At 65.4% G+C, this 25664-nt stretch carries 18 protein-coding genes; 13 read left to right on the forward strand and 5 right to left on the reverse strand.

The window, feature by feature from the left end:
- Positions 1-47: 47 nt before the first annotated feature.
- Complete coding sequence (locus OX460_RS24720) at positions 48-1301, forward strand: cyanophycinase (protein ID WP_289900251.1); 1254 nt, start codon at positions 48-50, stop codon at positions 1299-1301.
- Here the strand turns inward: OX460_RS24720 and OX460_RS24725 are convergent.
- Positions 1292-2500, reverse strand: a complete 1209-nt coding sequence (locus OX460_RS24725) for a DUF418 domain-containing protein (RefSeq protein WP_289900252.1) — start codon at positions 2498-2500, stop codon at positions 1292-1294. The genes OX460_RS24720 and OX460_RS24725 overlap by 10 nt on opposite strands.
- The gene (locus OX460_RS24730) at positions 2497-3099 is read right to left on the reverse strand and encodes a TetR/AcrR family transcriptional regulator (protein ID WP_289900253.1); all 603 of its coding nucleotides are present in this window, start codon (positions 3097-3099) and stop codon (positions 2497-2499) included. Before OX460_RS24730 ends, OX460_RS24725 begins: the two co-directional genes overlap by 4 nt.
- A gap of 209 nt (positions 3100-3308) precedes the next feature.
- Here OX460_RS24730 and OX460_RS24735 point away from each other — a divergent pair, with 209 nt between their 5' ends.
- The 12 genes from OX460_RS24735 to OX460_RS24790 all read left to right on the forward strand — a co-directional run bounded on the left by OX460_RS24735 (position 3309) and on the right by OX460_RS24790 (position 21072).
- Positions 3309-4751: an IgA Peptidase M64 gene (locus OX460_RS24735; protein WP_289900254.1), complete on the forward strand. Its 1443-nt coding sequence runs from the start codon at positions 3309-3311 to the stop codon at positions 4749-4751.
- A gap of 610 nt (positions 4752-5361) precedes the next feature.
- A complete protein-coding gene (gene fabI / locus OX460_RS24740) occupies positions 5362-6144 on the forward strand; it encodes an enoyl-ACP reductase FabI (protein WP_289900342.1) in 783 nt (260 codons plus the stop codon).
- A 10-nt stretch (positions 6145-6154) separates the two neighbouring features.
- Entirely contained in the window at positions 6155-7603 is a 1449-nt protein-coding gene (locus tag OX460_RS24745; RefSeq protein ID WP_289900255.1) for an efflux transporter outer membrane subunit, read from the forward strand.
- An 18-nt stretch (positions 7604-7621) separates the two neighbouring features.
- Positions 7622-8695, forward strand: coding sequence for an HlyD family efflux transporter periplasmic adaptor subunit (locus OX460_RS24750; protein ID WP_289900256.1), 1074 nt, complete (start codon positions 7622-7624; stop codon positions 8693-8695).
- A gap of 2 nt (positions 8696-8697) precedes the next feature.
- Positions 8698-11445: a ribosome-associated ATPase/putative transporter RbbA gene (gene rbbA / locus OX460_RS24755; RefSeq protein ID WP_289900257.1), complete on the forward strand. Its 2748-nt coding sequence runs from the start codon at positions 8698-8700 to the stop codon at positions 11443-11445.
- A gap of 1 nt (position 11446) precedes the next feature.
- Positions 11447-12571, forward strand: coding sequence for an ABC transporter permease (locus tag OX460_RS24760; protein ID WP_077408550.1), 1125 nt, complete (start codon positions 11447-11449; stop codon positions 12569-12571).
- A gap of 47 nt (positions 12572-12618) precedes the next feature.
- A complete protein-coding gene (locus OX460_RS24765) occupies positions 12619-14883 on the forward strand; it encodes a DUF3141 domain-containing protein (protein WP_289900258.1) in 2265 nt (754 codons plus the stop codon).
- A 9-nt stretch (positions 14884-14892) separates the two neighbouring features.
- Positions 14893-16308 carry a bifunctional enoyl-CoA hydratase/phosphate acetyltransferase gene (locus OX460_RS24770; RefSeq protein WP_251350238.1) on the forward strand — a complete coding sequence of 472 codons (1416 nt, stop codon included), beginning with the start codon at positions 14893-14895 and terminating at the stop codon, positions 16306-16308.
- A complete protein-coding gene (locus OX460_RS24775) occupies positions 16305-17525 on the forward strand; it encodes an acetate/propionate family kinase (RefSeq protein WP_289900259.1) in 1221 nt (406 codons plus the stop codon). The genes OX460_RS24770 and OX460_RS24775 overlap by 4 nt, the downstream gene beginning before the upstream one ends.
- 215 nt (positions 17526-17740) lie before the next feature.
- Positions 17741-18217, forward strand: coding sequence for a hypothetical protein (locus OX460_RS24780; protein ID WP_289900260.1), 477 nt, complete (start codon positions 17741-17743; stop codon positions 18215-18217).
- Between the two features lie 165 nt (positions 18218-18382).
- A complete protein-coding gene (locus OX460_RS24785; protein ID WP_289900261.1) occupies positions 18383-20692 on the forward strand; it encodes a M43 family zinc metalloprotease in 2310 nt (769 codons plus the stop codon).
- A gap of 26 nt (positions 20693-20718) precedes the next feature.
- On the forward strand, positions 20719-21072 hold the full coding sequence (locus OX460_RS24790; protein ID WP_289900262.1) for a hypothetical protein: 354 nt from the start codon (positions 20719-20721) through the stop codon (positions 21070-21072).
- Here the strand turns inward: OX460_RS24790 and OX460_RS24795 are convergent.
- From OX460_RS24795 to OX460_RS24805, 3 genes are all read right to left on the reverse strand, one after another.
- Positions 21063-21251, reverse strand: a complete 189-nt coding sequence (locus OX460_RS24795) for a LuxR C-terminal-related transcriptional regulator (RefSeq protein WP_289900263.1) — start codon at positions 21249-21251, stop codon at positions 21063-21065. The two genes, OX460_RS24790 and OX460_RS24795, sit on opposite strands and share 10 nt — an antisense overlap.
- 199 nt (positions 21252-21450) lie before the next feature.
- Positions 21451-23805, reverse strand: a complete 2355-nt coding sequence (parC, locus tag OX460_RS24800; RefSeq protein WP_289900264.1) for a DNA topoisomerase IV subunit A — start codon at positions 23803-23805, stop codon at positions 21451-21453.
- A 48-nt stretch (positions 23806-23853) separates the two neighbouring features.
- Positions 23854-25659, reverse strand: coding sequence for a J domain-containing protein (locus tag OX460_RS24805; RefSeq protein WP_289900265.1), 1806 nt, complete (start codon positions 25657-25659; stop codon positions 23854-23856).
- Between the last annotated feature and the right edge of the window lie 5 nt (positions 25660-25664).

Consider the following 25664-nt stretch of genomic DNA (forward strand, 5'->3'; position numbering starts at 1 on the left):
CCTGTATCAACAAATATGCGCCACTTTCCTTGTATTCGAAAGGCACCATGAAATCATCTTCAAGCCTGTATCAACAATTGTGCGCCGCGCTGCTGTTCGCGCTGGCATTGTGCAGCGTCCAAGCCGTGGCGGCGCCCGGCGGCAGCGCCATCGGCAGTGCGCCGCAGGGGACGCTCGTCATCATCGGCGGCGGCCTGCGCGCCGATAATGCCGAAGTCTGGCAGCGCATCGTCAAGCTGTCGGGCGGGCCAGGCGCGCGCATCGCCGTGCTGGCCTCGGCCGCGATGAACCCGGAAAAATCGGGCGAAAGCATCATCAAAAAGCTGCACCAATATGGCGCCGATGCCTTTTTCGTGCCGCTGGCCGTCAAGCTGCCGAACAGGGATTACCGCAAGGCTGCCGAAGACCCCGCCATCGTCACGCAGATCAAGTCGGCCAGCGGCATCTATTTTGCCGGCGGAGACCAGGGGCGCATCACGCAAGCCTTGCTGCGGCCGGACGGCAGCCGTACGGCCGCGCTGGAAGCCATCTGGTCGGTCTATCGCAATGGCGGCGTGATCGCCGGTTCCAGCGCCGGTGCCGCCATCATGAGCACCACCATGTTCTACGACGCCAAGCCCGTGCTCGACATGCTCAAGATGGGGGTGACGGATGGCCGCGAGATCGCGCCCGGCCTGGGCTTCATCGGCAGCGATGTCTTCGTGGACCAGCATCTGCTGGTGCGCGGACGCTTTGCGCGCATGATTCCCGTGATGCTGAAAAAAGGCTATCACCTGGGGCTGGGCATCGATGAAAACAGCGCCATGGTGGTCGACGCCATGCGCGACGTGGAAGTCATCGGTTATAGCGGCGCCCTGCTGATCGACCTGTCGGGCGCCATCAGCGACCGTGGCGTGAAAAATTTTAACATCAGCAACGCGGCCATTAGCTACCTGGACCGGGGCGACAAATTCAACCTCGTCACGCGCGTGTTTACGCCGTCGCCGGACAAGGCCGACAACAAGCTCGATCCGAACCAGCCTGACATGCGCGAACCCGTTTTCACCAATGACATCCTCGGCAACAACGCCGTGCTGGACCTGATGGGCAACCTGATCGACAACGCGCAGCAGGAAGCCATCGGCATCGCCTTTGGCAACCCGCGCGACCCGTATCCGGACCTGGGCTTCGAGTTCCGCTTCAGTAAAACCGTCAACAGCGTCGGCTACAGCTCGACCGAGGCGGAAGCGTATTCGGTGCTGAAACTGCGCCTCGACATCCGCCCCATCCAGCTGCGCCAGCCCCTGTACCGCTACAAGTAAGCGGTGCGCCGCCAGCGCGGCCACGCGGCGATCGTCAAGGCCCTGAGCAGCCACTCGATAGGGCCATACGCATGGCCGCGCAGCCACCAACGGCTCAACGGCAGTTGCAGGCCGAAGATGATGACGGCCAGCGCCAGTGCGCCCAGCGGCGACACGCTGCCCATCAGCCGCGCGCCATACGCGAGGAACAGCACGGCGCAGATGGCCGACTGCAGCAGGTAGTTCGACAAGGCCATGCGGCCCGTGTCGGCCAGCAGCGCAAACAGCGTGCCGTCGCGCAGGCGCTCGAACAGGACCAGCGCCAGCGCCAGGTAGGCGCCCGCCAGCAGTGGCGCGCTCGCCAGGCCCACGGCCAGTCCCGCCACCTGCCATGCCTGGCTATCCCCATACACGGAGGTCCACGCGTAGAAGGCGGCGCCGGGCAATCCCGCCAGCGCGCCGGCCCACAGCAGGTGGCGGCGCAGCGGCAGATAATCGCTTGCGTGCAGCAGCATCTCGCGCTTGCCGGCGGCCAGGCCGCACAGGAACATGGCCAGCGCGCACGGTGCCTGCACCAGCAGCAGGACGATCCAGATTTCACCCAGTTCGCGCAGGTGCTGATGGACGACGGCGGCCGGCGTGGCGTGGTAGGCGGCCAGCGCGCTTGCCGCCTTTTGCGCCATCGCCACGGCGTTGTCCGCAGCGTCGCCCGCTGGCTGCAGGCTTTGCAGCCAGGCCATGCCTGCCCAGAATGCCACGCAGACGGTGACGAGTATCAACGCCAGGGACAGTGCCTGGCGCTCGCCGCAGCGGTACAGCGCCAGCAGCACGATGCCCAGCAGAGCGTAAGTCGTGAGTATGTCGCCATGAAACAGGAGCACGGCATGCAGGGCGCCGATCAGCCACAGGCCCACTTGCCGGCGCAGCATGCGCGGCACGAACGGCGCATCGGCGCGCGCGGCCGCCTGCATCTGCAAGGTGAAGCTGTAGCCGAACAGGAAGGAAAACAGCAGGTAGAACTTGGTTTCGAACAGCAGGGCGACGATAAAGTGCGTGGCGCGGTCCACGCCGCCGTGAAAGGCGGGATCGGTCAATCCCAGGCCGAACCAGGGCGTGGCGAAGGCGCCGATATTGACGACCAAAATGCCGAACAGGGCGCAGCCGCGCAGGGCGTCGACGTCGGCGATGCGTGTGGGCTGGGCTTGCAGGGCGGCGCTCATGCCAGGGCAGGGCGCAGGAAGCGCGCCAGCAGCAGGTGCAGGCTGGCGCGTTGCGCCAGCGGTGCATAATCGGGATCGACTGCGACCCGGTTGAAGATGCCGTCGATCAGCGCGGCGATCCAGCTGGCCGTTTGCGCGGCGTCCAGCGCGGCGTCGACCTGGCCCCCTGATGCCGCCTCTTCCAGCAAGGCTTGCAAGCCTCCGCGCAGGCTGGCGTCGTTGCGCGCCACCCTGGCCGCGATATCCGCGTCGCGCATCGCTTCGGCCGATATTTCCAGCGCCAGCCCCGCAAAGTCGTCATCGGCCGCCAGCGCCAGTACCAGGTCCATGAAGTCGAGCAGGGCGCCGTAGGCATCGGCGCTGCCTTGCACGCCGGCGAAATAGGCGGTCGTCTCGCTGCCTTCCTCGTCGACGATGGCGGCGATGATGGCTTGCTTGGAGGGGAAGTAGTGAAACAGGTTGCCGGGACTCATGCCCGCCTGCGCGCAGATGGCGGCGGTGCTGGTCTGGTGAAAGCCCTTGCGCGCAAAGCAGTGGCGCGCGGCGGCGAGAATGGCGTCACGGCGGGCCGCGTGTTTGCCGGGATCGATGGTGCGCATGGCTCTTTCCTTTAATTAATCGACTAGTCAGTCTAATATAAATCGATTCTATCGCATGGTCAAGCGAATCGCGTGAAATGGGCGCTTTGCACGCCCGCATCCTGTCGCTACAATGTGCCGCAGCGGTTTTTCCCGCACCTGCCGGCAGGCCCGCCGATTGTTTGGAAAACCGTTCCCTTCACCTGTTTTTCTACCGTTTTAGGAATGACATGCAGCAGACTCCGATTCGATCCTTCCTCTGCGCGCTGGCGCTGGCCGCCGGCATCGTCCCTGCCGCGCAGGCGGATAATGCGCCGCCGCCGGCCACCATGCGCATCGATTACCAGCACAGCGGCAATGCGCTGGGGGAGCACTATGCGGTCGAGCGCGTGCTGGTCGAGCCCCTGCCATGGCCGGGCAACCTGGCGCGTCCCATCGATGACAGCAACCGCGGCAACAACCTGCTGGAAGTGGTCGACATCAAGTCGGGCAAGGTGCTGTACTCGCGCGGTTTTTCCACCATCTTCGGCGAATGGGCCAGCACCGATGAAGCGAAGACCACCACGCGCGCCTTCCAGGAGTCCGTGCGCTTCCCGCAGCCCGAGCACCCCGTGCGCGTGCGCATCCTCAAGCGCGACGAGCGCGGCCTGTTTTCCGTTGTATGGAGCACGGATGTCGATCCTGCCGCGCAGGACGTGATCCGCAAGCAGCCGCCGGCGCCCGTCAAGCCGATCCCGATCCGCATCAGCGGGCCATCGCCCGACAAGGTCGACCTGCTGATCATGGGCGACGGCTATACGGCCGCCGAAATGGGCAAGTTCGAAGCGACGGCGCGCAAGCTGGCTGACCATCTTTTCACCGTCTCGCCATTCCGCGAGCGGGCCAGGGACTTCAACGTGTGGGCCATGGCCGCGCCGACCCAGGAGTCGGGCGTGTCGCGTCCCTCGACGGGCGTGCATCACGCGTCGCAGCTGGGCACGCGCTACGATATCTTCGGCAGCGAGCGCTATGTGCTGACGACGGATAACCGCGCGCTGCGCGACCTGGCGCAGTACGCGCCGTATGAATTCATCGAAATCCTCGTCAACAACGATACCTACGGCGGCGGCGGCATCTTCGGCCAGTTCAGCACGGCGGCGGCCAATAGCGACTGGGCCAATTACCTGTTCGTGCATGAATTCGGCCACCATTTCGCCGGCCTGGCCGACGAGTACTACACCTCGCCCGTGGCCTATCAGTCGAATGGCGAGCGCCAGGAACCGTGGGAACCGAATGCCACGGCGCTGCGCGATCCGGCCAGGCTGAAATGGAAGCACCACGTCAAGGCCGGCACGCCGCTGCCGACGCCATGGCCGAAGGAAGCATACGATAGCCATGCGCGCGAATACCAGAAGCAGCGCGCGGCCCTGCGTGCGGCCAACCGCCCGGAAAGCGAGATGAGCGACTTGTTCAAGGCCGACCTGGCCTACACGCAGCAGCTGTTCTCGAAGGCGCCGCAGCGCCATGCGGTGGGCGCCTTCGAAGGCGCGAACTACGAGTCGTCCGGCTACTACCGGCCCGAGATGCAGTGCATCATGTTCGACCGCAGCGAGACGTTCTGCTCCGTGTGCCAGGATGGCATCAGCACCATCATCGACCTGTATTCGCGTCCCGCCGCGGCGCCGGGCAAATAATGCCGCTCTTGCCGCTTCCGTAATGCATGGGGGGTCATGTTGCATCGCAATAGCATGGTCCCCTCTCTGCCTCTCCCCACCGCCTGCCTTCCGCCGCTGCCCAGCGCTGCTTGTTTTCCAGGCAATGCCAATTGTCGCTCACCTGCGCGCTTTTCTTCTCGCTAGCCCAGTGATATTATCAAATCAATACGTCCGCACGCTTGCCTGAAAAATATTTCATTTAGATAATATTGAGGTAAAATTTGATTTACATCAATGTTGCATTGCCGCAATCGCACTTATAGTTGACCTAGCTCAAAGCGTCATGGAATGCGGATCGGACTCATCACGAATCACGCGTCTAAATGCTGTAGAGTAATTTCGCCCCGTACCAGTTCCCCGAAAATGCACTGGTGCGTGCCTCGAATTTCAGTGACGGAAGCCGATTCATGAAGATGCAGACCCCCGCGCCTGACGCGTGCAGTACCTTACACCCTCACACTCCCATTGCCTTGCCGTATGCGCGTGCCGGCGGCGTGACGCTGGCCACTTGCGCCGCCGCCATGCACGCCGGCGCGGTGCGATGCGTGCATGCGGCCACGCCGTGGCCCGCCCTGCGTCCGGTCCAGGCATGACGGCCGACTTGCGGCCCTTGCCTTTGCAGGGCAAGCGGGGCCTGGTGGTGGGTATTGCCAACACGCAAAGCATCGCCTGGGGCTGCGCCAGCGCACTGCGCACGGCCGGCGCCGAACTGGCCGTGACCTGGCTCAATGACAAGGCCCGTCCATACGTGGAACCGCTGGCGCAGCAAGTGCAGGCGGCCATCATGGCGCCGCTCGACGTGGCCGTGCCGGGCCAGCTCGAAGCGCTGTTCGCGCAGATCGAACGGCAATGGGGGCGGCTCGATTTCGTCGTCCATTCCATTGCCTATGCGCCGAAGCAGGACTTGCATGGCCGCGTGACGGACAGTTCAGCCGACGGCTTTGCGCAGGCGATGGATATCTCCTGCCACTCCTTCATGCGCATGGCGAAACTGGCCGAACCGCTGATGCCGGACGGCGGCAGCCTGATGACCATGAGTTATTTGGGCGCGGAGGAAGTCATCGCCGACTATGGCCTGATGGGGCCCGTGAAGGCGGCGCTGGAAGCGTCGGTGCGCTACCTGGCCGCCGAACTGGGCCCGCAAGGCATCCGCGTCAACGCCATTTCGCCGGGACCGCTGGAGACGCGGGCCGCTTCCGGCATCGCCCATTTCGACCGCCTGATGGCCGACGCCATCGAACGCTCGCCCATGCGGCGCCTGGCCACCATCGAGGACGTGGGCGCGCTGTGCGCCTTCCTCGCCGGCGACGGCGCGCGCGCCATCACGGGCGGCACCCTGTATGTCGATGGCGGCTACAACATTCTGAATTGACTGGAAGAAGATGACCATGGCTGTTCCTACTTTGCCCAACTGCGCCAGGATGGCCGCGCTGGCCACCGCGCTGGCTCTGGCCGGCTGCGCCTCGATGGCGCCACCGTATGCGCCACCGCCGCTGCCCGTGGCGGCGCAGTATCCGGAAACCGATTCCGCCGGCGCGCACGCGCCCGACGTCGCCTGGCAAGCCTATTTTGCCGATCCGCGCCTGCAGGCGCTCATTGCGCAGGCGCTGGCGAGCAACCGCGACATCCGCATCGCCGCGCTGCGCGTGGAAGAGGCGCGCGCCGCGTATGGCATTCAGCGCGCCGAGCAATTTCCCACCATCGCGCTGGGCGCTTCGGGCAGCCGCGCGCGCGTGCCCGGTGACCTGAGCGTGACGGGCCGTCCCATGACGAGCGCGCAGTACCAGACAGGCTTGAACGTGAGCGCCTGGGAACTCGACTTCTGGGGCCGCGTGCGCAGCCTGAAGGACAGCGCCCTGCAAACCCTGCTGGCCAGCGACGAGGCGCGCCGCGCCGTCGGCGTGGCCCTGGTGGCGCAGGTGGCCAATGGCTACCTTGGCTTGCGCGAACTCGATGAACGCGTGGAACTGGCGCGCGCCACCGTCGACAGCCGCGCCGAATCGCTGCGCATCTTCACGCGCCGCTTTGAAGCCGGGTCGATTTCCAAGCTGGACCTGACGCAGGTGGAAACCTTGCTCAGCCAGGCCTTGTCGCTGTCGGCGCAGCTGGAACAGGCGCGCGCCGTGCAGGCGCACGCGCTGGCCCAACTGGTGGGCGGCCCCATCGACCTGACGCCGGTGGCTGGTGAGGTGCGCCGCTTCGACGACGCCAGCGTGCTGCAGCCGCTGCATGCGGGCCTGCCCTCGGCTTTGCTCACGCAGCGTCCCGACCTGGTGGCGGCCGAACATCAGCTGCGCGCCGCGCAAGCCAATATCGGTGCCGCGCGCGCCGCCTTCTTCCCGACGATTTCCTTGACGGCGGCCTACGGCACGGCCAGCGCGGAATTGAGCGGCTTGTTCGATTCGGGCAGCGGCGCGTGGAATTTCGCGCCGCGCCTGGTGCTGCCGATCTTTGACGCGGGCCGCCTGCGCGCGAATATGGAACTGGCCGAGGTGCGCCGCGACGTGGCCGTGGCCAACTACGAAAAGAGCGTGCAGGGTGCTTTCCGCGAAGTGGCCGATGCGCTGTCGAACCGGCGCTGGCTGGCGCTGCAGGTCGATATCGGCAAGACCACGCTGGCCGCGCAGAGCGAGCGGGCGCGCCTGGCCAAGCTGCGCTACGACAATGGCGCCGCGCCCTACCTGGAAGTGCTCGACGCGCAGCGCGATTTGCTGACGGTCGAGCAGCAGCTGGTGCAGACGCGCCGCGCGCTGCTCTCTAGCCAGGTCAGCCTGTATGCGGCGTTGGGCGGTGGCGCGCCAGCCACTTCCGCCGCCGCTTCCACCCACTAATTTGATCGCCCCGATACCATGACTCCACAACTGAAGAAAAAACTTATCCCCGCCGCGCTGGTCGTGGCCGTCCTCGTGCTGGGCTATGTGGCCTGGCAAAAAATGCGTCCCACTGGCCTAGGCGAAGGTTTCGTCAGCGGCAATGGCCGCATCGAAGCGACGGAAATCGACGTCGCCACCAAGCAGGCGGGCCGGGTCAAGGAGATCCTCGTGCGCGAGGGCGACTTCGTCAAGTCGGGCCAGCCGCTGGCCACCATGCAGGTCGATTCCCTGACGGCCCAGCGCGACGAGGCGCGCGCGCGCCAGCAGCAGGCGTCCGACGCCGTGGTGGGCGCGCAGGCGCAGGTGGCCGTGCGCGAGAGCGACAAGGCGGCCGCGCTGGCCATGGTGGCGCAGCGCGAAAGTGAACTCGATGCGGCCAAGCGCCGCCTGGCCCGTTCCGAAACCCTGTCGAAGGAGGGCGCTTCCTCGGTGCAGGAACTCGACGACGACCGCGCCCGCGTGCGCAGCGTGGCCGCGGCCCTGAATGCGGCCAAGGCGCAAGTGACGGCGGCGCAGGCAGCCATCGACGCAGCCAGGGCGCAGGTGGTGGGCTCCCGTTCTGCCGTGGTTGCCGCCGAGGCGACGACGGCGCGCATCGATTCCGACCTGGCCGATGGCCAGCTGACGGCGCCGCGCGACGGCCGCGTGCAATACCTGGTGGCGCAGCAGGGCGAAGTGCTGGCGGGCGGCGGCAAGGTGCTTAACCTGGTCGACCTGTCGGACGTCTACATGACCTTCTTCCTGCCCGAGACGGCGGCCGGCAAGGTGGCGCTGGGCGGCGAAGTGCGCATCATCCTCGACGCGGCGCCCAATTACGTGATTCCGGCAACGATCTCGTTCGTCGCGGCCAGTGCGCAATTCACGCCGAAGACGGTGGAAACGGCCAGCGAGCGTCAGAAGCTGATGTTCCGCGTGAAGGCGCAGATCAGCCGCGAGCTGCTGCAAAAGCATCTGGCGCTGGTGAAAGTGGGCTTGCCTGGCGTGGCCTGGGTGCGTCTCGATGCGAAGCAGGCATGGCCCGCTGAACTGACTGCCAAGGTTCCGCAGTGAGCATGGACGTGAACTCCTTTGTCGTCAGCATCAAGGGCGTCAGCCAGCATTACGGCAAGACGTTAGCGCTCGACGCCATCGACCTGGACGTGCCGGCAGGCCGCATGGTGGGCTTGATCGGGCCCGATGGCGTGGGCAAATCGAGCCTGCTGTCGCTGGTGGCCGGCGCGCGCGCCGTGCAGCAGGGCAGCGTGATGGCGCTGGGCGGCGACATGCGCGATGCGCGCCACCGCGACGACGTCTGTCCCCGTATCGCCTACATGCCGCAAGGTCTGGGCAAGAATCTGTATCCGACCCTGTCGGTCGAGGAAAATCTGCAGTTTTTCGCGCGCCTGTTCGGCCATGACGCTGCGGAACGCCGCCGCCGCATCGACCAGCTGACCCGCAGCACGGGTTTGCAGCCCTTCCTGGCGCGCCCGGCGGGCAAGCTGTCGGGCGGCATGAAGCAGAAGCTGGGCCTGTGCTGCGCGTTGATCCATGATCCCGACCTGCTCATTCTCGATGAACCGACCACCGGCGTCGATCCGCTGGCGCGGGCCCAGTTCTGGGACCTGATCGCCGGCATCCGCGTGCAGCGCCCGCAAATGAGCGTGATGGTGGCCACCGCCTACATGGACGAGGCGCAGCGTTTCGATTGGCTGGTGGCCATGGATGACGGCAAGGTGCTCGATACGGGCACGCCGGCCGAACTGTTGGCGCGCACGGACAGCGGCAACCTGGAAGCGGCCTTCATCAAGCTGCTGCCCGAGGCCAAGCGCGCCGGCCACCAGCCCGTGGTGATGACGCCGCTGGATGCGGCCAGCGCGCAGGACGTGGCCATCGAGGCCAAAGATCTGACCATGCGCTTCGGCGATTTCACGGCCGTAGACCATGTGAATTTCCGCATCGGCCGCGGCGAGATTTTCGGCTTTCTGGGATCGAACGGTTGCGGCAAGTCGACCACCATGAAGATGCTCACGGGCCTCTTGCCGGCGACGGAAGGCAAGGCCTGGCTGTTCGGCAAGGAGGTCGATTCCAACGACATCGACACGCGCCGCAGGGTCGGCTACATGTCGCAGGCCTTCTCTCTGTACAGCGAACTGACGGTGCGCCAGAATCTGGTGCTGCACGCGCGCCTGTTCCACGTCCCGGAAGCTGAAATCGGTGTACGCATCGACGAGATGGCGCAGCGCTTCGACTTGCGCGCAGTGATGGACGACTTGCCCGATAGTCTGCCGCTGGGCATACGCCAGCGGCTGTCGCTGGCCGTGGCCATGGTGCACAAGCCGGAAATGCTGATCCTCGACGAGCCGACGTCCGGCGTCGACCCCATCGCGCGCGACAATTTCTGGCGCCTGATGATCGAGCTGGCGCGGCGCGACCGCGTCACCATTTTCATCTCCACCCACTTCATGAACGAGGCCGAGCGCTGCGACCGCATTTCGCTGATGCACGCGGGTAAAGTGCTGGTCAGCGATACGCCGGCAGAACTGGTGCGCAAGAAGGGCGCACCGTCGCTGGAAGCGGCTTTCATCGCCTACCTGGAAGAGGCGGGCGGCGGCACGGCGCCCGCGGCAGTGCAGGAAACGCCGGCGCCCGCGCAGGAAGCGGCAGTGCAGGCACCAGCGCCGCAGCACCGGCGCAGCCGTTTCAGCCTGGGACGCATGCTCAGCTACATGTGGCGCGAAACCCTGGAACTGCGCCGCGATCCCGTGCGCCTGACGCTGGCGCTGGGCGGCTCCGTGCTGCTGCTGTTCGTCATCGGCTTCGGCATCAGCCTGGACGTCGAAGACTTGAGCTACGCGGTACTCGACCACGACCAGACGACTTTGAGCCAGAATTACACGAACAACCTGGCCGGCTCGCGCTACTTCATCGAGCGACCGCCCTTGCGCGACTATGCCGATATCGACAAGCGCATGCGCAGCGGCGAACTGTCGCTGGCCATAGAAATTCCGCCCGGCTTTGCGCGCGACGTGCAGCGCGGCGCGCCGGCCCAGGTGGGCGCGTGGATCGACGGCGCCATGCCGATGCGCGCCGAAACCGTGCAGGGCTACGTGCAGGGCATGCATCAACTGTGGCTGGCCGACCAGGCCTTGCACCGCTATGGCATCACGATGAACAACCCCGTCGCCATCCAGACGCGCTACCGCTACAACCCGGACGTGAAAAGCCTGCCGGCGATGGTGCCGGCCGTGATTCCCCTGCTGCTGCTGATGCTGCCGGCCATGCTGGCGGCGCTGTCCGTGGTGCGTGAAAAGGAACTGGGCTCCATCATCAACCTGTACGTGACGCCCGTCACGCGCCTGGAATTCTTGCTTGGCAAGCAGGTGCCGTACGTGCTGCTGGCGATGCTCAACTTCGTGCTCATGGCGCTGCTGGCGGTCACCGCCTTTGGCGTGCCGATCAAGGGCAGCTTGCCGACCCTGATCGGCGCCACCTTCATCTTCAATATCTGCGCCACCGGCATCGGCTTGTTCGCGTCGACGTTTACGCGCAGCCAGATCGCGGCCCTGTTCGTGACCATGATCGGCACCATGATCCCGGCCATCCAGTTTTCCGGCCTGCTCAATCCCGTCTCGTCGATGGAAGGCGTGGGCAAGGCGATCGGCCTGATGTACCCGGCCACGCACATGCTCAATATCAGCCGGGGGGTGTTCAACAAGGCGCTGGGCTTTGGCGACCTGCATGCCTCGTTCTGGCCCCTGATCGTGGCGATCCCCGTGATCCTCGGTGTGACGGTGGCGCTGCTGAAGAAACAGGAGAGCTGATATGCGGCATCTTGAAAATATCTACCGCCTGGGCGTGAAGGAAATCTGGAGCCTGATCCGCGATCCCATGATGCTGATCCTGATCCTCTACACGTTCACGTTGGCCATCTACGTGGCCGCCACGGCCAAGCCGGAAACCCTGCACATGGCCTCGATCGCCATCGTCGACGAGGATGGCTCGCCCCTGTCCGGGCGCATCGCCTCGGCCTTCTTTCCGCCCCAGTTCACGCCGCCGGCCATGATCAACCAGAGCCAGGTCGATGCGGGCCTGGACGCGGGCCAGTACACCTTCGTGCTGACGATACCGCCCAAGCTGCAGGCCGACGTGCTGGGAGGGCGCCAGGCGGAGCTGCAGCTGAACGTGGACGCCACGCGCATGAGCCAAGCCTTCAGCGGCAGCGGTTATATTCAGCAGATCGTCGCCGGCGAAGTGTCCGAATTCGCCAAGCGCTATCGGGGCGCGACGGTCTCGCCCGTGGAACTGGTGATGCGCGCGCGCTTCAATCCTTCGCTGAGCCAGGCGTGGTTTGGCTCGCTGATGGAAATCATCAACCAGGTGACGATGCTGTCGATCATTTTGACGGGGGCGGCCCTGATACGCGAGCGCGAACACGGCACCATCGAACACTTGCTGGTGATGCCCGTGACACCGGCCGAGATCATGCTGGGCAAGGTATGGTCAATGGGGCTGGTGGTGCTGCTGGCCGCCGCCCTGTCGTTGAACCTGGTGGTGCGCGGCATGCTGCACGTGCCCATCGAAGGCTCGATCGCGCTGTTCCTGTGCGGCGCGGCGCTGCACCTGTTTGCCACCACGTCGATGGGGATTTTCCTCGCCACCGTGGCGCGCAGCATGCCGCAGTTCGGCATGTTGCTGATCCTCGTGCTGCTGCCGCTGCAGATGCTCTCGGGCGGCAGCACGCCGCGCGAAAGCATGCCCCAGCTGGTGCAAAACATCATGCTGATCGCCCCGACCACGCATTTCGTCGAATTGAGCCAGGCGATTTTGTACCGGGGCGCCGGCATCGACGTGGTGTGGAAGCCGTTCCTGGCCTTGCTGGCCATCGGCACGGCCTTGTTTACCTTCGCGCTGGCGCGCTTTCGCAAGACCATCAGCCAGATGGCGTAGCCCCCGCGCCGGAATGGTCCGGCGTTTTTTGCATGAAAAGGATAGCCATGAAGATCGAAGCTGCACCATTTTTCTCCACCGGCGGCTTGCCGTCGCTGGGCGTGCTGGGCGACTATGCACGCGACTCGTGGCAGCGCATCGTGCTGTACGCGGACGTGATGCGCCGGCGCGGCAACCAGTACCAGGAGCACATGGCCGAGGAAGTGCCGAACGTGTTGGACTTCCCCGCCGAACTGGTGATGTCGGGCCTGGAACTGGCGCGTCCCGTCAACTACGGCCTGGCGCGCATCTTGACGCCCGATGCGCCGGAACCCGATCCATCGAAGCGGCCATTCGTCGTCGTCGATCCGCGCGCCGGGCACGGTCCCGGCATCGGCGGCTTCAAGGCCGAGAGCGAGATCGGCGTGGCCCTGCGCGCCGGCCACCCGTGCTACTTCATCGGCTTCCTGCCCGATCCCGTGCCGGGACAGACGGTGGAAGACGTGATGCACGCCGAGGCGGCCTTCCTGGAAACAGTCATCGCCCTGCATCCGCTCAGCGAGGGCAAGCCCGTCGTCATCGGCAATTGCCAGGCGGGCTGGCAAATCCTCATGACGGCGGCCATGCGCCCGGAATTGTTCGGTCCCATCATCGTGGCCGGCGCGCCCGTGTCGTACTGGGCCGGCTGGCATGGCCGCAATCCGATGCGCTACGCCGGTGGGCTGATGGGCGGCAGCTGGGCCACGGCGCTGGCGGGCGACCTGGGCAACGGCCGTTTCGACGGCGCCAGCCTGGTGCAGAATTTCGAGAAGCTGAACCCGGCCAACACCCTGTGGAGCAAGCAGTACAACCTGTATGCAAACATCGACACGGAAGCGCCCCGTTACCTGGAATTTGAAAAATACTGGGGCGGCCACGTCTTCCTGAACGACGTCGAGATGCAGTACATCGTCGACAATCTGTTCATCGGCAACCGCCTGGCTACGGCGGAGTTGATCACGTCCGATGGCGTACGCCTGGACTTGCGCAATATCCGTTCGCCCATCGTCGTGTTCTGCTCGAACGGCGACAACATCACGCCGCCGCCGCAGGCGCTGGGCTGGATCACGGACCTGTACCGCGACGACAAGGACGTGCTGATGCACGACCAGACCATCGTGTATGCCGTGCATGACAGCATCGGCCACCTGGGTATCTTCGTCTCGGCCAAGGTGGGGCACAAGGAGCACCAGAAATTCGCCAGCAATATCGACCTGATCAACCTGCTGCCGGCCGGCATCTACGAAGCGAGAATCGTCGACAAGACGCCCGATACGCCGAACGCGGACCTGGCCAGCGGCGACTATGTGCTGCAGGTCGAGCACCGCGGCATCGAGGATGTGCGCGCCATCGTGCAGCCAAGCGTGGAAAACGACCGCAAGTTCGCCGCCGCTGCGCGCGTGTCCGAAGTGAACCTGGCCTTGTACCGCACGTTTGCGCAACCGTGGGTCCGCGCCATGGTCACGCCGCAGTCGGCGCGCTTCCTGCAGCTCGCGCATCCGCTGCGCGTGTCTTACGAACGCTGGACGGACCATAATCCGCTGGCCAGGCTGGTGGCCAAGGAGGCGGAAAAAGTACGCGCCCATCGCCAGCCGGTGGCGCCCGACAACCCGCTGTTGGCCATGCAGGAGGCCATCTCCGGCGCCATCACGGCCGGCTTGAACGGCTGGCGCGACTGGCGCGACACGGTGCAGGAAACCACCTTCGACCTGGTGTACGGCTCGCCCCTGGTGCAGGCGCTGACGGGACAAGCCATCGGCGACACTACGCCGCCGCGCCCCCATCCCGGTATCTCGCCCGAGCATTGCGAATACGTGCGTTGCGAAACGCGCAAGATGGACGAGGACATGCAGCGGGGCGGCCTGGTGGAAGCGGCCGTGCGCGCGCTGTTCTACATCTACCGCTTCCGCATGATCGCCGACGAGCGCAGGGTCAACCTGGCCCTGAAATTGATCAAGCCGCAGTACCGGCAGGATGTCAACATGGAGGAATTCCGCGGCATCGTGCGCCAGCAGGCGCGCTTGATGCTGCATGATTTCGATGCCGCCATCGCCGCCTTGCCGATTCTGCTGTCGCGCGCCAGCCCGGACGACATCGGGGCGCTGTCCGAATGGCTGCAGCAAGTGCTGCAAGTGCCCGAAGCGCCGACGCCGGACGAGGAAGCGAGCCTGCAGCAGATGCAAGACGTCTTCGAGCGCGCGATCAAGGCGCAAGCGAAGGCGTTGCCGTCGGACGCGCGCTCATCCCCTGCCGGGCCAAAAGCCAAGCCGGCCAAACACATTACCCCTGTATAGAAGACCACGATGACTACTACCCAAGACGATGACTTGAATATCGTACGCAACCGCACCTTCGACCAGATCGCCATCGGCGACAGCGCCAGCATCACGCGCACCCTGAGCATGGACGATATCGCCCTGTTCGCGGTGATGTCGGGCGATGACAACCCGCAGCACCTCGATGCCGAATTTGCCGCCGCCAGCCGCTACCAGGGCGTGATCGCCCACGGCATGTGGGGCGCGGCCCTCATTTCCGCCGTGCTGGGCACGCGCCTGCCCGGCGCCGGCACCGTCTACACGGGCCAGACCCTGCGCTTTTTGCAGCCCGTGCGCGTGGGCGATACGCTGGCCATCAGCGTCACCGTCACGGCCCTTGAGCCGCGCAGCCGCCACGTGACCCTGGCGTGCCGCTGCGTCAACCAGCATGGTGCCGTGGTGCTCGACGGCGAGGCGCAGGTGATCGCGCCCGCCGAGCAGATCGAACGCCAGCGCGCCACCCTGCCCGAGGTACGCCTGCATAACGGCGACGGTACGCGGCGCCTGCTGGAACACGCGCGCACCCTGGGTCCGATCAAGGTGGCCGTGATCCACCCTTGCGATGAACTGAGCCTGTCCGGCGCGCTCGACGCGCATGCGGCCGGCCTGATCACGCCCGTGCTGGTGGCGCCGCGCGCGCGCCTGGAGGCGGTGGCGCTGGAAGCTGGCCTGAGCCTGGCCGGCATCGCCATCGAGGACGTCGAGCATAGCCATGCGGCCGCCGCGCGCGGTGCCGAACTGGCGGGCAAGGGCGAAGTCGAGGCGCTGATGAAGGGCAGCCTGCACACGGATGAGCTGATGTCGGCCGTGCTGTCGGCCAGCGCCGGCCTGCGCACCAAGCGCCGCATCAGCCACTGCTTCCTGATGCAGACGCCCGCCTATCCGCGTCCTTTCATCATCACGGACGCGGCCATCAATATCGCGCCCAACCTGGCCATGAAGGCCGACATCGTGCGCAACGCCATCGACCTGGCGCACGTGATCGGCGTGGCCAGGCCGCGCGTGGCCATCCTGGCCGCCGTGGAAACGGTAAATGCGGACATGCCCGCCACGCTCGATGCGGCCGCCTTGTGCAAGATGGCCGACCGCGGCCAGATCACCGGGGCGATCCTCGACGGCCCGCTGGCCTTCGACAATGCCGTGTCGATCGCCGCCGCCACCGTCAAGGGCATCGTCTCCGAGGTGGCGGGCCGCGCCGATATCTTGCTGGTGCCCGACCTGGAAAGCGGCAATATGCTGGCCAAGCAGCTCGAATACATGGGTGACGCGGACAGCGCCGGCATCGTGCTGGGCGCGAAAATCCCCGTCATTCTGACCAGCCGCGCCGATTCGCGCGCCAGCCGCATCGCCTCGTGCGCCATCGCCGTGATGCTGGCCAACCATTACCGGAGCACGCCGCCATGAACGCAGCAGTCCAACATGCCGCCGACGGCACCCTGATCCTGGTGCTCAATTGCGGCTCGTCGAGCATCAAGTTCGCCCTGTTCGAGCAAGCGCACGGCGTGCTGCCGCAGCAGGCGCAATGGAGCGGCAAGGTCGAAGGCATCGGCCGCGAAAATGCCACTTACCGCGCCGGCGGACTGCCGGCGGTCGCCTTGCAGCTGGACCCGGAGCAGCCGCATCACGCGGCCCTCGAATACATCCGCGCGCAAGTGGTGGCGCAGCTGGACGGGCGTCCGCTGCGCGCCGTGGCGCACCGCGTGGTGCATGGCGGCAGCAAGTATTTCGCCCCCGTGCGCATCGACTTCACCGTGCTGGCGGACCTGAAAAGCTTTGTGCCGCTCGCGCCCCTGCACCAGCCGTTCGCGCTGGAGGCGATCGAGGTGCTGCTCGAATCGCGTCCCGACATCGCCCAGGTGGCGTGCTTCGACACGGCCTTCCACCACACGGTGCCGCAGGTCGAGCAGATGCTGGCACTGCCTTACGATGCGTGGGAGCGGGGCTTGCGCCGCTATGGCTTCCACGGCCTGTCGTACGAATACCAGTCGCTGGTGCTGGAGCAGCGTTTCGGTGCCGTCGCGCGCGGCAAGGTCATCGTCGCCCACCTGGGCAGCGGCGCCAGCCTGTGCGCCATGGATAATCTGCACAGCGTGGCCACGACCATGGGCTTTTCCGCGCTCGACGGCCTGATGATGGGCACGCGCTGCGGTTCGCTCGATCCGGGCGCCGTCATCTACTTGATGGAGATCGAAAAGCTGTCGCTGGAAAAGGTGGCGCACGTGCTGTACCACGAGTCGGGCTTGCTGGGCGTGTCGGGCGTGTCGGCCGATCCACCGGTCTTGCTGGCGCAGCAGGAGCGCCAGGATGCCACGGGCGAGCGCATCCGCGCCGCGCTGGCTTTATATATCCGCCGCATCGTGCGCGAGATCGGCGCCCTGACGGCCGTGCTGGGCGGGCTGGACATGCTGGTGTTTACGGCCGGTATCGGTGAGCACAGCGCCGAGCTGCGCCAGCGCATCTGCGCCGAGCTGGGCTTTATTGGCCCCGTGCTCGACGCGCAGGCCAATGCGCGCAACGCCAGCCGTATTTCCAGCGATGCCAGCCGCATCGTGGTGGGCGTGGAGCCGGCCAATGAGGAGTGGGTGGCGGCGCGCCACGCGGCCCTGGCCGTCAGCGTGTGAGGTCCTGCAGTGTACGGCCGCGCTCGATGGGAAGTTTGCCGAAATGCACATATTTTCCGTTGAGTGCGCTAACGCACTGTGTGGTTTGCCCGTTATCTTTACTATGAAGTCATGCCATTGCGCTACATCAAGAAACAGCGCGATGCCTGGCAAATTTTGAACATTTTGCCCGCCTTTAGTAAGAATAAAATTAAACCATATTGAAAGGTCACATCATGAACAAATTACTCGCCGCACTGATCGCTACCCTGTTTGCCACCGCCGCCTTCGCGCAAACCGCACCGGCCACGGAAGCCGTTGTGAAAGCCCAGGCTTCCGCGCAAAAAGACGTCAACAAGGCTGTTGCTTCGGAAGCCAAAGTCGATGCCAAGGCTGACGCGAATGTCGCCAAGGCGGAAATGAAGGCCGACGAAAAGAAAGCCGACGCCCACCACAAGGCCAACAAAACCAAGGCCAAGGCACACGACAAAGTCGTCAATGCTGATGCGGAAGACAAGCTGAAAGCGGAAGCCAAGGCGGATAAAACCGATGCCAAGGCCGATGCGAAAGCCACCAAGACGGCCGTGAAAGCGAACGCCAAGGTCGCCAAGGAAAAAGTGGAAGCGAACGCCGACAAGGCCCTGGCCGCCACCAAGACGGAAGAAGCCAAGGCCAAGGCCGACGCTGAAGTCAAGGCAGCCGCCGCCAAGTAATTCCCCGTTTGCGGGCCACGGCCCGCAAACCCCAAAGACAGCTTCGGCTGTCTTTTTTTTCGTCCGCCACTTTTCCCTGGCGTCGCTTGCCAGTCTTGATCTGCCGCAAATGCTCCTCTTTTCGCCGTGCCATAGTGATCTGGCAAACAGACGAAGGGAGACATCATGAGCACCGCTAAAACGAAAAAAACACCGGCCACCGGTTCGGCTGAAGGCATGTCCGCCATGTCTTCCATGCAGGCGATGCCGGTCGAAGGCGACATGCAGGCCGATGCTGATGCGACGGGTGGCGACGCCATGCCGGGGCCGCGCCTGGGCGTGTCGTATGCCGACCAGACGGCGCTCGCCCAGGGCGTGGCCGCCGTGGATGCCGGCGCCATGCCGGGCGGCGGCATGCAGCAGGCGCCGCAAGGCATGGCGGGCACCAGCTGCATGCAGATCGGTGGCGGCGGCATGGGCGGCGATGGTGGCGGTGGCAACGGTGGCGACGGGGGGCAGGGTGGCGGTACGCCGCAGACGCGCACCTGCGCCACGATGGACGTGCATCGCCGCCTGCTGACCGAAGATCCATCCTATGCGAACGTGCGCGCCGATATAGAAAACCTGGCCGGACTCTACGAGGGCGACAGCAGCATTGCCGGACGTTCCGGTGTGACGCAGATACCGGTGGTGGTGCACGTGGTGTGGAATACGGCCGCGCAGAATATTTCGGATGCGCAGATCGCCAGCCAGATCGATGTCCTCAATCGCGACTTCCGGCACGTCAACCCGGATGTGAACAGCACGCCGGCGCCATTTTTGCCCCTGACGGCCGATGCGCGCGTCGAGTTTGCGCTGGCCACGACCGATCCGCATGGCGCGGCCACCAGCGGCATCGAGCGGCGCCAGACGACGGTGGCCTCGTTTGGCGCGGACGATGCCGTCAAGTCGCAGGCGACGGGCGGCATGGATGCCTGGCCGGCCGACAGCTACCTGAATATCTGGGTGTGCCAGCTCGGTGGCGGTCTGCTGGGCTACGCGCAGTTTCCCGGCGGCCCGGCCGCCACCGACGGCGTGGTGATCCTGCAATCGGCGTTTGGCACGAGCGGCACGGCCGCGCCGCCGTTCCACCTGGGGCGCACGGCCACGCATGAAATCGGCCACTGGCTGAACCTGAACCATATCTGGGGAGACGACGGCACCGGGTGCTCGGGCACGGACAATGTAGCCGATACGCCGAACCAGGGCGGGCCGAACACGGGCCAGCCTTCGTTCCCCCACGTTTCCTGCAGCAATGGGCCGAATGGCGACATGTTCATGAACTACATGGATTATGTCGACGATCCCGCCATGTTCATGTTCACGGCGGGCCAGGTGGCGCGCATGCAGGCTTGCCTCGATGGTCCGCGCGCCAGCATCGGCACGGGGACGGGCGGCACGGGCGCCACGCCGCGCCAGAGCTCTTCTCCCGTCGTGGCCTGGGGCGCGAACCGCCTCGACGTCTTCGTGCTGGGCACGGACCGCGCGCTGTACCACAAGGCCTGGAATGGCTCGGCCTGGGCGCCGTCCGTCACCGGCTATGAAGGGCAGGGCGGCATCTGCACCAGTGCGCCGCAGGTGGTGTCGTGGGCGCCGAACCGGCTCGACGTGTTCGTCACGGGCACCGACAGCGGCCTGTTCCACAAATGGTGGAACGGCACGGCCTGGGGACCGTCGCTGACCGGCTATGAAGCGATGGGCGGCTTGTGCGTGGGCGACCCGCGCGCCGTGGCCTGGGGGCCGAACCGCCTCGACGTGTTTGTCGTCGGCACGGACCGGGCCCTGTATCACAAGTGGTGGAATGGCACGGCCTGGGGACCGTCGCTGACGGGCTACGAAGCCATGGGCGGCATCTGTCTGGGCCAGCCGGAAGCCGTGGCGTGGGGGGCGAACCGCCTCGATGTCTTCGTCATCGGCACGGACCGGGCCCTGTACCACAAGTGGTGGAACGGCACGGCCTGGGGACCGTCGCTGACGGGCTATGAACGCCTGGGCGGCATCTGCACCTCGTCGCCGAAGGCGGTGGCGTGGGGGCCGAATCGCCTCGACGTCTTCGTCACGGGCACCGATGGCGCGCTGTACCACAAGTGGTGGGATGGCGCGAAATGGGGGCCGTCCAACGACGGCTTCGAACGCCTGGGCGGCATCTGCGTGGGCGAAGTGGAAGCCGTGTCGTGGGCGCCCAACCGGCTCGATGTCTTCGTCATCGGCACGGACAGCGCCCTGTACCACAAGGCGTGGAATGGATCCGCCTGGTCGCCTTCCTTGACGGGGTTTGAAAACCTGGGCGGTATCTGCACCTCGCGTCCGCGCGCCACGGCGTGGGCGGCGAACCGCCTCGACGTGTTTGTCACGGGCACGAATGGTGCCCTGTTCCACAAGGCGTGGAATGGCACGGCCTGGTCGCCTTCCGTGAGCGGCTATGAAAGCCTCGGCGGCGTGGTATCGTGTTTCTGATGACAATCTGTTCAACGGGAGGCGGCATGCACGGCATGACGATGGCTTTGCCCAGCGGTAGCTGGACGCATTCCTTCGAGGAGGATGCGGATGGTATCGAGGTGTACCGGCCCACGGCCACGTTCGCCTTTCCTCCCAGCCGCAAGGGGCGCAAGGTGCTGGAGTTCGGCGCGCCCGCCGGCGCCATGGCGCCAGAGGAGGCGACCTTGACGTCCATGGCGCCCGGCCCCGATGACCGTCCCCGCGCCGGCCCCGTTACCCGGCTGCACCCCCTGGGCATGGGACGCTATGCGCTCAGTGACGCCGCCGGGGCGCAGGAGGTGATCGACATCGTCGAAGCGACGCCCGACGTGCTGCGCCTGGCGCGGCATCAAGGATGATCCCGCAGTTTGCAGGCGAGCGCCGTGCGGTTGCCCACGCCCAGTTTCTGGTAAATCGCATGCAGCTGGTTGCGCACGGTGGCCGGCGACTTGCCCAGTTCCCTGGCGATGCTTTTATACGGCAAGCCTTCGGCCGCCATCGCCGCCACCAGCCGTTCGGCCGGGGTCAGGCGCTGCATGGCCGCTTGCCTGAAACGTTGTTTGTCATCGCTGTTCTCCTCTCCGTGGGCAGCATGCCGGTGGCATGCCTGCAGGGATAACGGGAGCGCGGGACGTATCTGTAAAATTATCTGTACAACTATTTTCTCTGCGGCCGCGACGCGGTGACGGGCAAAAAAAAGACAGGCGAACCTGTCTTTTCATATAACTTGATGGCGGTCAGCCGATGGCCGCCATGGATACCGGTTTCAGCTTGGCCGCCAGCGCCTTGCCCTTCTTCGCGCGCTTGCCGAAGTGTTCGGCCAGGGCCGTGGCGCCCAGCGATGCATCCTGCGGTTTCGATGCCCGGCCGATACCCGAGACCACCACGCCGCGCTGGGTGATCGGCTGCACGGCCAGCAGCTTGTCTTTGGCATCGAGGTCGATCAGCTTGACGCCCGTGCCGCCCTTGGACAGGGTTTTCATTTCATCGAGGCCGAACACCAGCAGGCGCGCGCCTTCCGTCAGGCAAGCCAGGGCGCTGGCCGCCTCGGGAATGACTTTGGGCGCCAGAGGCACGTCACCGTCGTCCAGGGTGATGAAGGCCTTGCCGCCTTTCAGGCGGCTCGTCATGTCGCCTGCCTTGGCGATGAAGCCGTAGCCGGCGCTCGACGCCAGCAGCAAGTTGGTGGCGCCATTGCCCGCAAAGTAATGGAGGATGCGCACGGCGTTGCCGGGCGTGCCGCCGCTCAGGTCGCACAAGGTCGTGATCGGCACGCCGTCGCCGCGCGCGTTGGGCAGGGCCGAGACGGGAACCGAGTAAATCTTGCCGTTGTTGCCAAAGCCCAGCAGGGTATCGACCGTGCGGCACTCGAAGGCGCCATGCAGGCTGTCTCCGGCCTTGAAGGTGAACTGCGCCGCATCGTGGCCGATGCCGGTGCGCGCGCGCACCCAGCCTTTTTCCGAAATGATGACGGTGACGGGTTCATCGACCACCTTCTGTTCGGCCACGGCTTTCTGCGCTTCCTCGATCAGGGTGCGGCGCGCGTCGCCGAACTGCTTGGCGTCCGCTTCGATTTCGCGGATGATGGCGCGCTTCATCGATCCCGGGTTGTCGAGCAGGTCTTGCAGCGATTTTTCTTCCTTGCGCAGCTCGGCCAGTTCCTGCTGGATCTTGATCGTTTCCAGGCGCGCCAGCTGGCGCAGGCGGATTTCCAGGATATCGTCAGCTTGGCGTTCGGACAGTTTGAACGCGTCGATCAGGGCCGCCTTCGGCTCATCCGAATTGCGGATGATCTGGATCACCTTGTCGATATTGAGCAGGATCGCTTCGCGCCCTTCCAGGATATGGATGCGGTCCTTGACCTTGCCCAGTTTGTAGCCGGTGCGGCGCGTGACGGTCTCGAAGCGGAAATCGATCCACTCGCGCAGGATGTCGCCCAGGCCTTTCTGGCGCGGACGGCCATCGCCGCCGATCATCACCAGGTTGATCGAGGTCGACGATTCCAGCGACGTATGCGCCAGCAGCATCAGCATGAATTCCGTCTGGTCCTGGTTCTTCGACTTCGGTTCGAACACCAGGCGCACGGGCGCGGCGCGGCCCGATTCGTCGCGGATGGTGTCGAGCGAATTGAGGATCAGCGCCTTCAGGGCCACCTGGTCCGGCGACAGCGCCTTCTTGCCCAGCTTGATCTTCGGATTCGTCAATTCCTCGATTTCTTCCAGCACCTTTTGCGACGAGGTACCGGGCGGCAGTTCCGTCACGACGGCTTGCCACTGGCCGCGCGCCAGCTCTTCGATCTTCCAGCGCGCGCGCACCTTCATGCTGCCACGGCCGCTCGCATACATGTCCTGGATTTGCGATGGCGGGGTGATGATCTGGCCGCCGCCGGGGAAGTCGGGGCCGGGAATGATGGCCATCAGCTCGGCGTGCGTCATCTTCGGATCGCGGATCATGGCGACAGCCGCCTTGGCCACTTCCGCCAGGTTGTGCGACGGGATTTCCGTCGCCAGGCCCACGGCGATACCGGAGGCGCCATTGAGCAGCACCATCGGCAGGCGCGCCGGCAGCAGCTTCGGTTCTTCCGTCGAACCGTCGTAGTTGGGCTGGAAATCCACCGTGCCCATGCCGATTTCATCCATCAGCAGCTTGGCGATCGGCGTCAGGCGCGCTTCCGTGTAACGCATGGCCGCCGCGCCATCGCCATCGCGCGAGCCGAAGTTGCCCTGGCCATCGATCAGCGGGTAGCGCAGCGAGAAATCCTGCGCCATGCGCACCAGCGCGTCGTATACGGACTGGTCGCCGTGCGGATGCAATTTACCGAGCACATCGCCGACCACGGCCGCCGATTTGCGCGGCTTCGCCGTGGAATTCAAGCCCAGCTCATTCATCGCATACAGGATGCGGCGCTGTACGGGCTTCTGTCCGTCGCACACGTCGGGCAGGGCGCGGCCCTTGACGACGGAGATGGCGTAGTCGAGATAGGCGCGCTCGGCGAAGGTGGACAGGGTCAGCGCTTCGCCGTCGAATACCGGTTCATCCGGCTCGATCGGCTCAGGCTGGGCATCGTCAAATAAATTGGTTTGTGTGGACATGGCGCTTGTTTCGGTGTTAAGTGGTTGCGGTTGAATTCGTGGAGCTGATTATGACAGCCCGGATTTGGAAAAGGACTTGCCGTACGTCAGATACATGTAGCGCAAGGTCAAATAGAGCACGGCCAGGGCCAGTTCGACGCTGTTATGCATCATCGGCATGGCGCGGATGGCCGGGGCTTGGCTGGCCAGCACGAAAGTGGCGATGGACGGCACCAGCACCACCGGCCAGATCGTCTTCCATTTGAAATCGCTGGGGGAAAACAGCAAGCCGGCACACGACCAGACATACAGCGCGGCGCCGACGAAGGCGGCCGGCAGCAGTTGCAAATACAGTTGCAGCAGCAAGCCCGCGCAGCCGATCAGCCATGCCGCGCGCAGGCGGGGCAAGAGCGCCTCTGGCCAGCCGCAATCGCCATACAGACCGGTGGCGCTGCGCAGGGCCAGCGCCGCCAGGCAAAACATCAATGGCATGGCATCGCCGATGGCCAGCGCCGACTGGCCCCTGCCGCTCATGAACATGGCCGCGAATAGCGACAGGCCCAGACACAGGAACAGCAGCATGCCATGCAATAGCTGGCGGTTCATCGCATACGCGAGCAGGGCCGACGCGCACAGGCCGGCCGCCGTGACGAGGCGCATGGTCTCGCCGCGTTCTGGCAGGAACAGCAGCAAGGCCAGCACGAGGTAGGGCGCGATCCAGCTCAGTTGCCGCAAGCCGGGCCGTTGCCACAGCACGGGCAGGCGTTCCTGCAACGTTTCCTGCAGCGCTTCCAGGCGCGCGAACAGGGGCGCCGGCCAGCGCAAGGCATGCATGGCCAGCAGGGAAAAGGCGAGCGCCTGGAAGCCCAGCAGGCTGGCATAGGCAGCCGTGTCGCCGAGCTTGAAGCCGGCTGCATCGAGCACACCCGCGAGCATGAAGTGCAGCACGAAACCCAGGCCGCCCGAGGCCAGTGCCGTCTGCTTGAAGTAGCGTTTGGCATGGACGACGTGTTCCCACTGCTCGAACAGGTCTGTATCGAGCTTGCAGGCCAGCATCTCGCTGTGCTGCCAGCGTATCGCGTGCAGCAGTTCGCGCAGCTGCAGCGTGAATTTTTGGTCGAACAGCTGGCGCGCGTAGGCGCTTGGCGGCTGCTGCGACATGATGCAGTCCAGGCCGGGGTAGCTGTCGCGGTTGTCGCTGAAATGGGCGAATGAGCGGTCTGCCCGGAAGCGCTGCACGGCGCCGCGCACCAGGTCCGCATGGCTGCGCGCCAGGTAGGAAAAGTCGCGGTCCCAGCCCAGCTGCTCGAACAGGGCCTGGCGCAGCGCCAGGTCATAGCCGGCGCTGGCGCAATAGCGCAGCGCGCACAGGTCGAATTCCTCGCGCACGTCAAGGTTCAGCATGGCGTCGTCCTGCAGCATGCGGGCCAGCACGTCGCCGGCATGCGCATGCTGCGTCAGCACCAGGCAGCCTTGCCACAGGTTGGCCGCTTCCTGCGCCGGGTCGATGGCGACCACGCCCCATTGTTCCGGGGGAGGGGGCTGTTCCTGGGCGATGATGCCCCACAGTTCCGCAGGCGCTTCCTGCACCGCCTCGTCGATGACGCCCCACAGGTCGGCCGGTCCCATGGGCGGCGCTTCTGGCGTTTCCGTCGCTGCCGCTTCGGCCGCTTGCGGTTCCGGAAATTCCTCGGCAAACAGGTGCGCATGGCGCAGCGCGTATTCATACGCTTCGCGCAGCTCCTGGAAGGCGGCCGGATCGTCTTCGGGACGCGTCACCTTCAGGCGCTTCGCATACGCGCGCTTGAGGGCGCGCTCGTCGCCCGTCGGCTCCGTGTCCAGGATCTCCCACAGGCTGCGCTGCCCGTTGTGCATGCCGC

The sequence above is a fragment of the Janthinobacterium sp. SUN033 genome, assembly GCF_030397595.1.
GTDB classification, from domain to species: domain Bacteria; phylum Pseudomonadota; class Gammaproteobacteria; order Burkholderiales; family Burkholderiaceae_D; genus Janthinobacterium; species Janthinobacterium kumbetense.

What these genes read in the sequence shown, in the direction of transcription:
- OX460_RS24745 (WP_289900255.1), top strand. Translation starts at nt 6,155, where the DNA reads ATGACCATGGCTGTTCCTACTTTGCCCAACTGCGCCAGGATGGCCGCG.
- OX460_RS24735 (WP_289900254.1), top strand. Translation starts at nt 3,309, where the DNA reads ATGCAGCAGACTCCGATTCGATCCTTCCTCTGCGCGCTGGCGCTGGCC.
- OX460_RS24770 (WP_251350238.1), top strand. Translation starts at nt 14,893, where the DNA reads ATGACTACTACCCAAGACGATGACTTGAATATCGTACGCAACCGCACC.
- OX460_RS24750 (WP_289900256.1), top strand. Translation starts at nt 7,622, where the DNA reads ATGACTCCACAACTGAAGAAAAAACTTATCCCCGCCGCGCTGGTCGTG.
- OX460_RS24775 (WP_289900259.1), top strand. Translation starts at nt 16,305, where the DNA reads ATGAACGCAGCAGTCCAACATGCCGCCGACGGCACCCTGATCCTGGTG.
- OX460_RS24795 (WP_289900263.1), bottom strand. Translation starts at nt 21,251, where the DNA reads ATGCAGCGCCTGACCCCGGCCGAACGGCTGGTGGCGGCGATGGCGGCC.
- OX460_RS24765 (WP_289900258.1), top strand. Translation starts at nt 12,619, where the DNA reads ATGAAGATCGAAGCTGCACCATTTTTCTCCACCGGCGGCTTGCCGTCG.
- parC (WP_289900264.1), bottom strand. Translation starts at nt 23,805, where the DNA reads ATGTCCACACAAACCAATTTATTTGACGATGCCCAGCCTGAGCCGATC.
- OX460_RS24780 (WP_289900260.1), top strand. Translation starts at nt 17,741, where the DNA reads ATGAACAAATTACTCGCCGCACTGATCGCTACCCTGTTTGCCACCGCC.
- OX460_RS24790 (WP_289900262.1), top strand. Translation starts at nt 20,719, where the DNA reads ATGCACGGCATGACGATGGCTTTGCCCAGCGGTAGCTGGACGCATTCC.
- OX460_RS24785 (WP_289900261.1), top strand. Translation starts at nt 18,383, where the DNA reads ATGAGCACCGCTAAAACGAAAAAAACACCGGCCACCGGTTCGGCTGAA.
- OX460_RS24805 (WP_289900265.1), bottom strand. Translation starts at nt 25,659, where the DNA reads ATGCACAACGGGCAGCGCAGCCTGTGGGAGATCCTGGACACGGAGCCG.
- fabI (WP_289900342.1), top strand. Translation starts at nt 5,362, where the DNA reads ATGACGGCCGACTTGCGGCCCTTGCCTTTGCAGGGCAAGCGGGGCCTG.
- OX460_RS24725 (WP_289900252.1), bottom strand. Translation starts at nt 2,500, where the DNA reads ATGAGCGCCGCCCTGCAAGCCCAGCCCACACGCATCGCCGACGTCGAC.
- OX460_RS24760 (WP_077408550.1), top strand. Translation starts at nt 11,447, where the DNA reads ATGCGGCATCTTGAAAATATCTACCGCCTGGGCGTGAAGGAAATCTGG.
- OX460_RS24720 (WP_289900251.1), top strand. Translation starts at nt 48, where the DNA reads ATGAAATCATCTTCAAGCCTGTATCAACAATTGTGCGCCGCGCTGCTG.
- rbbA (WP_289900257.1), top strand. Translation starts at nt 8,698, where the DNA reads ATGGACGTGAACTCCTTTGTCGTCAGCATCAAGGGCGTCAGCCAGCAT.
- OX460_RS24730 (WP_289900253.1), bottom strand. Translation starts at nt 3,099, where the DNA reads ATGCGCACCATCGATCCCGGCAAACACGCGGCCCGCCGTGACGCCATT.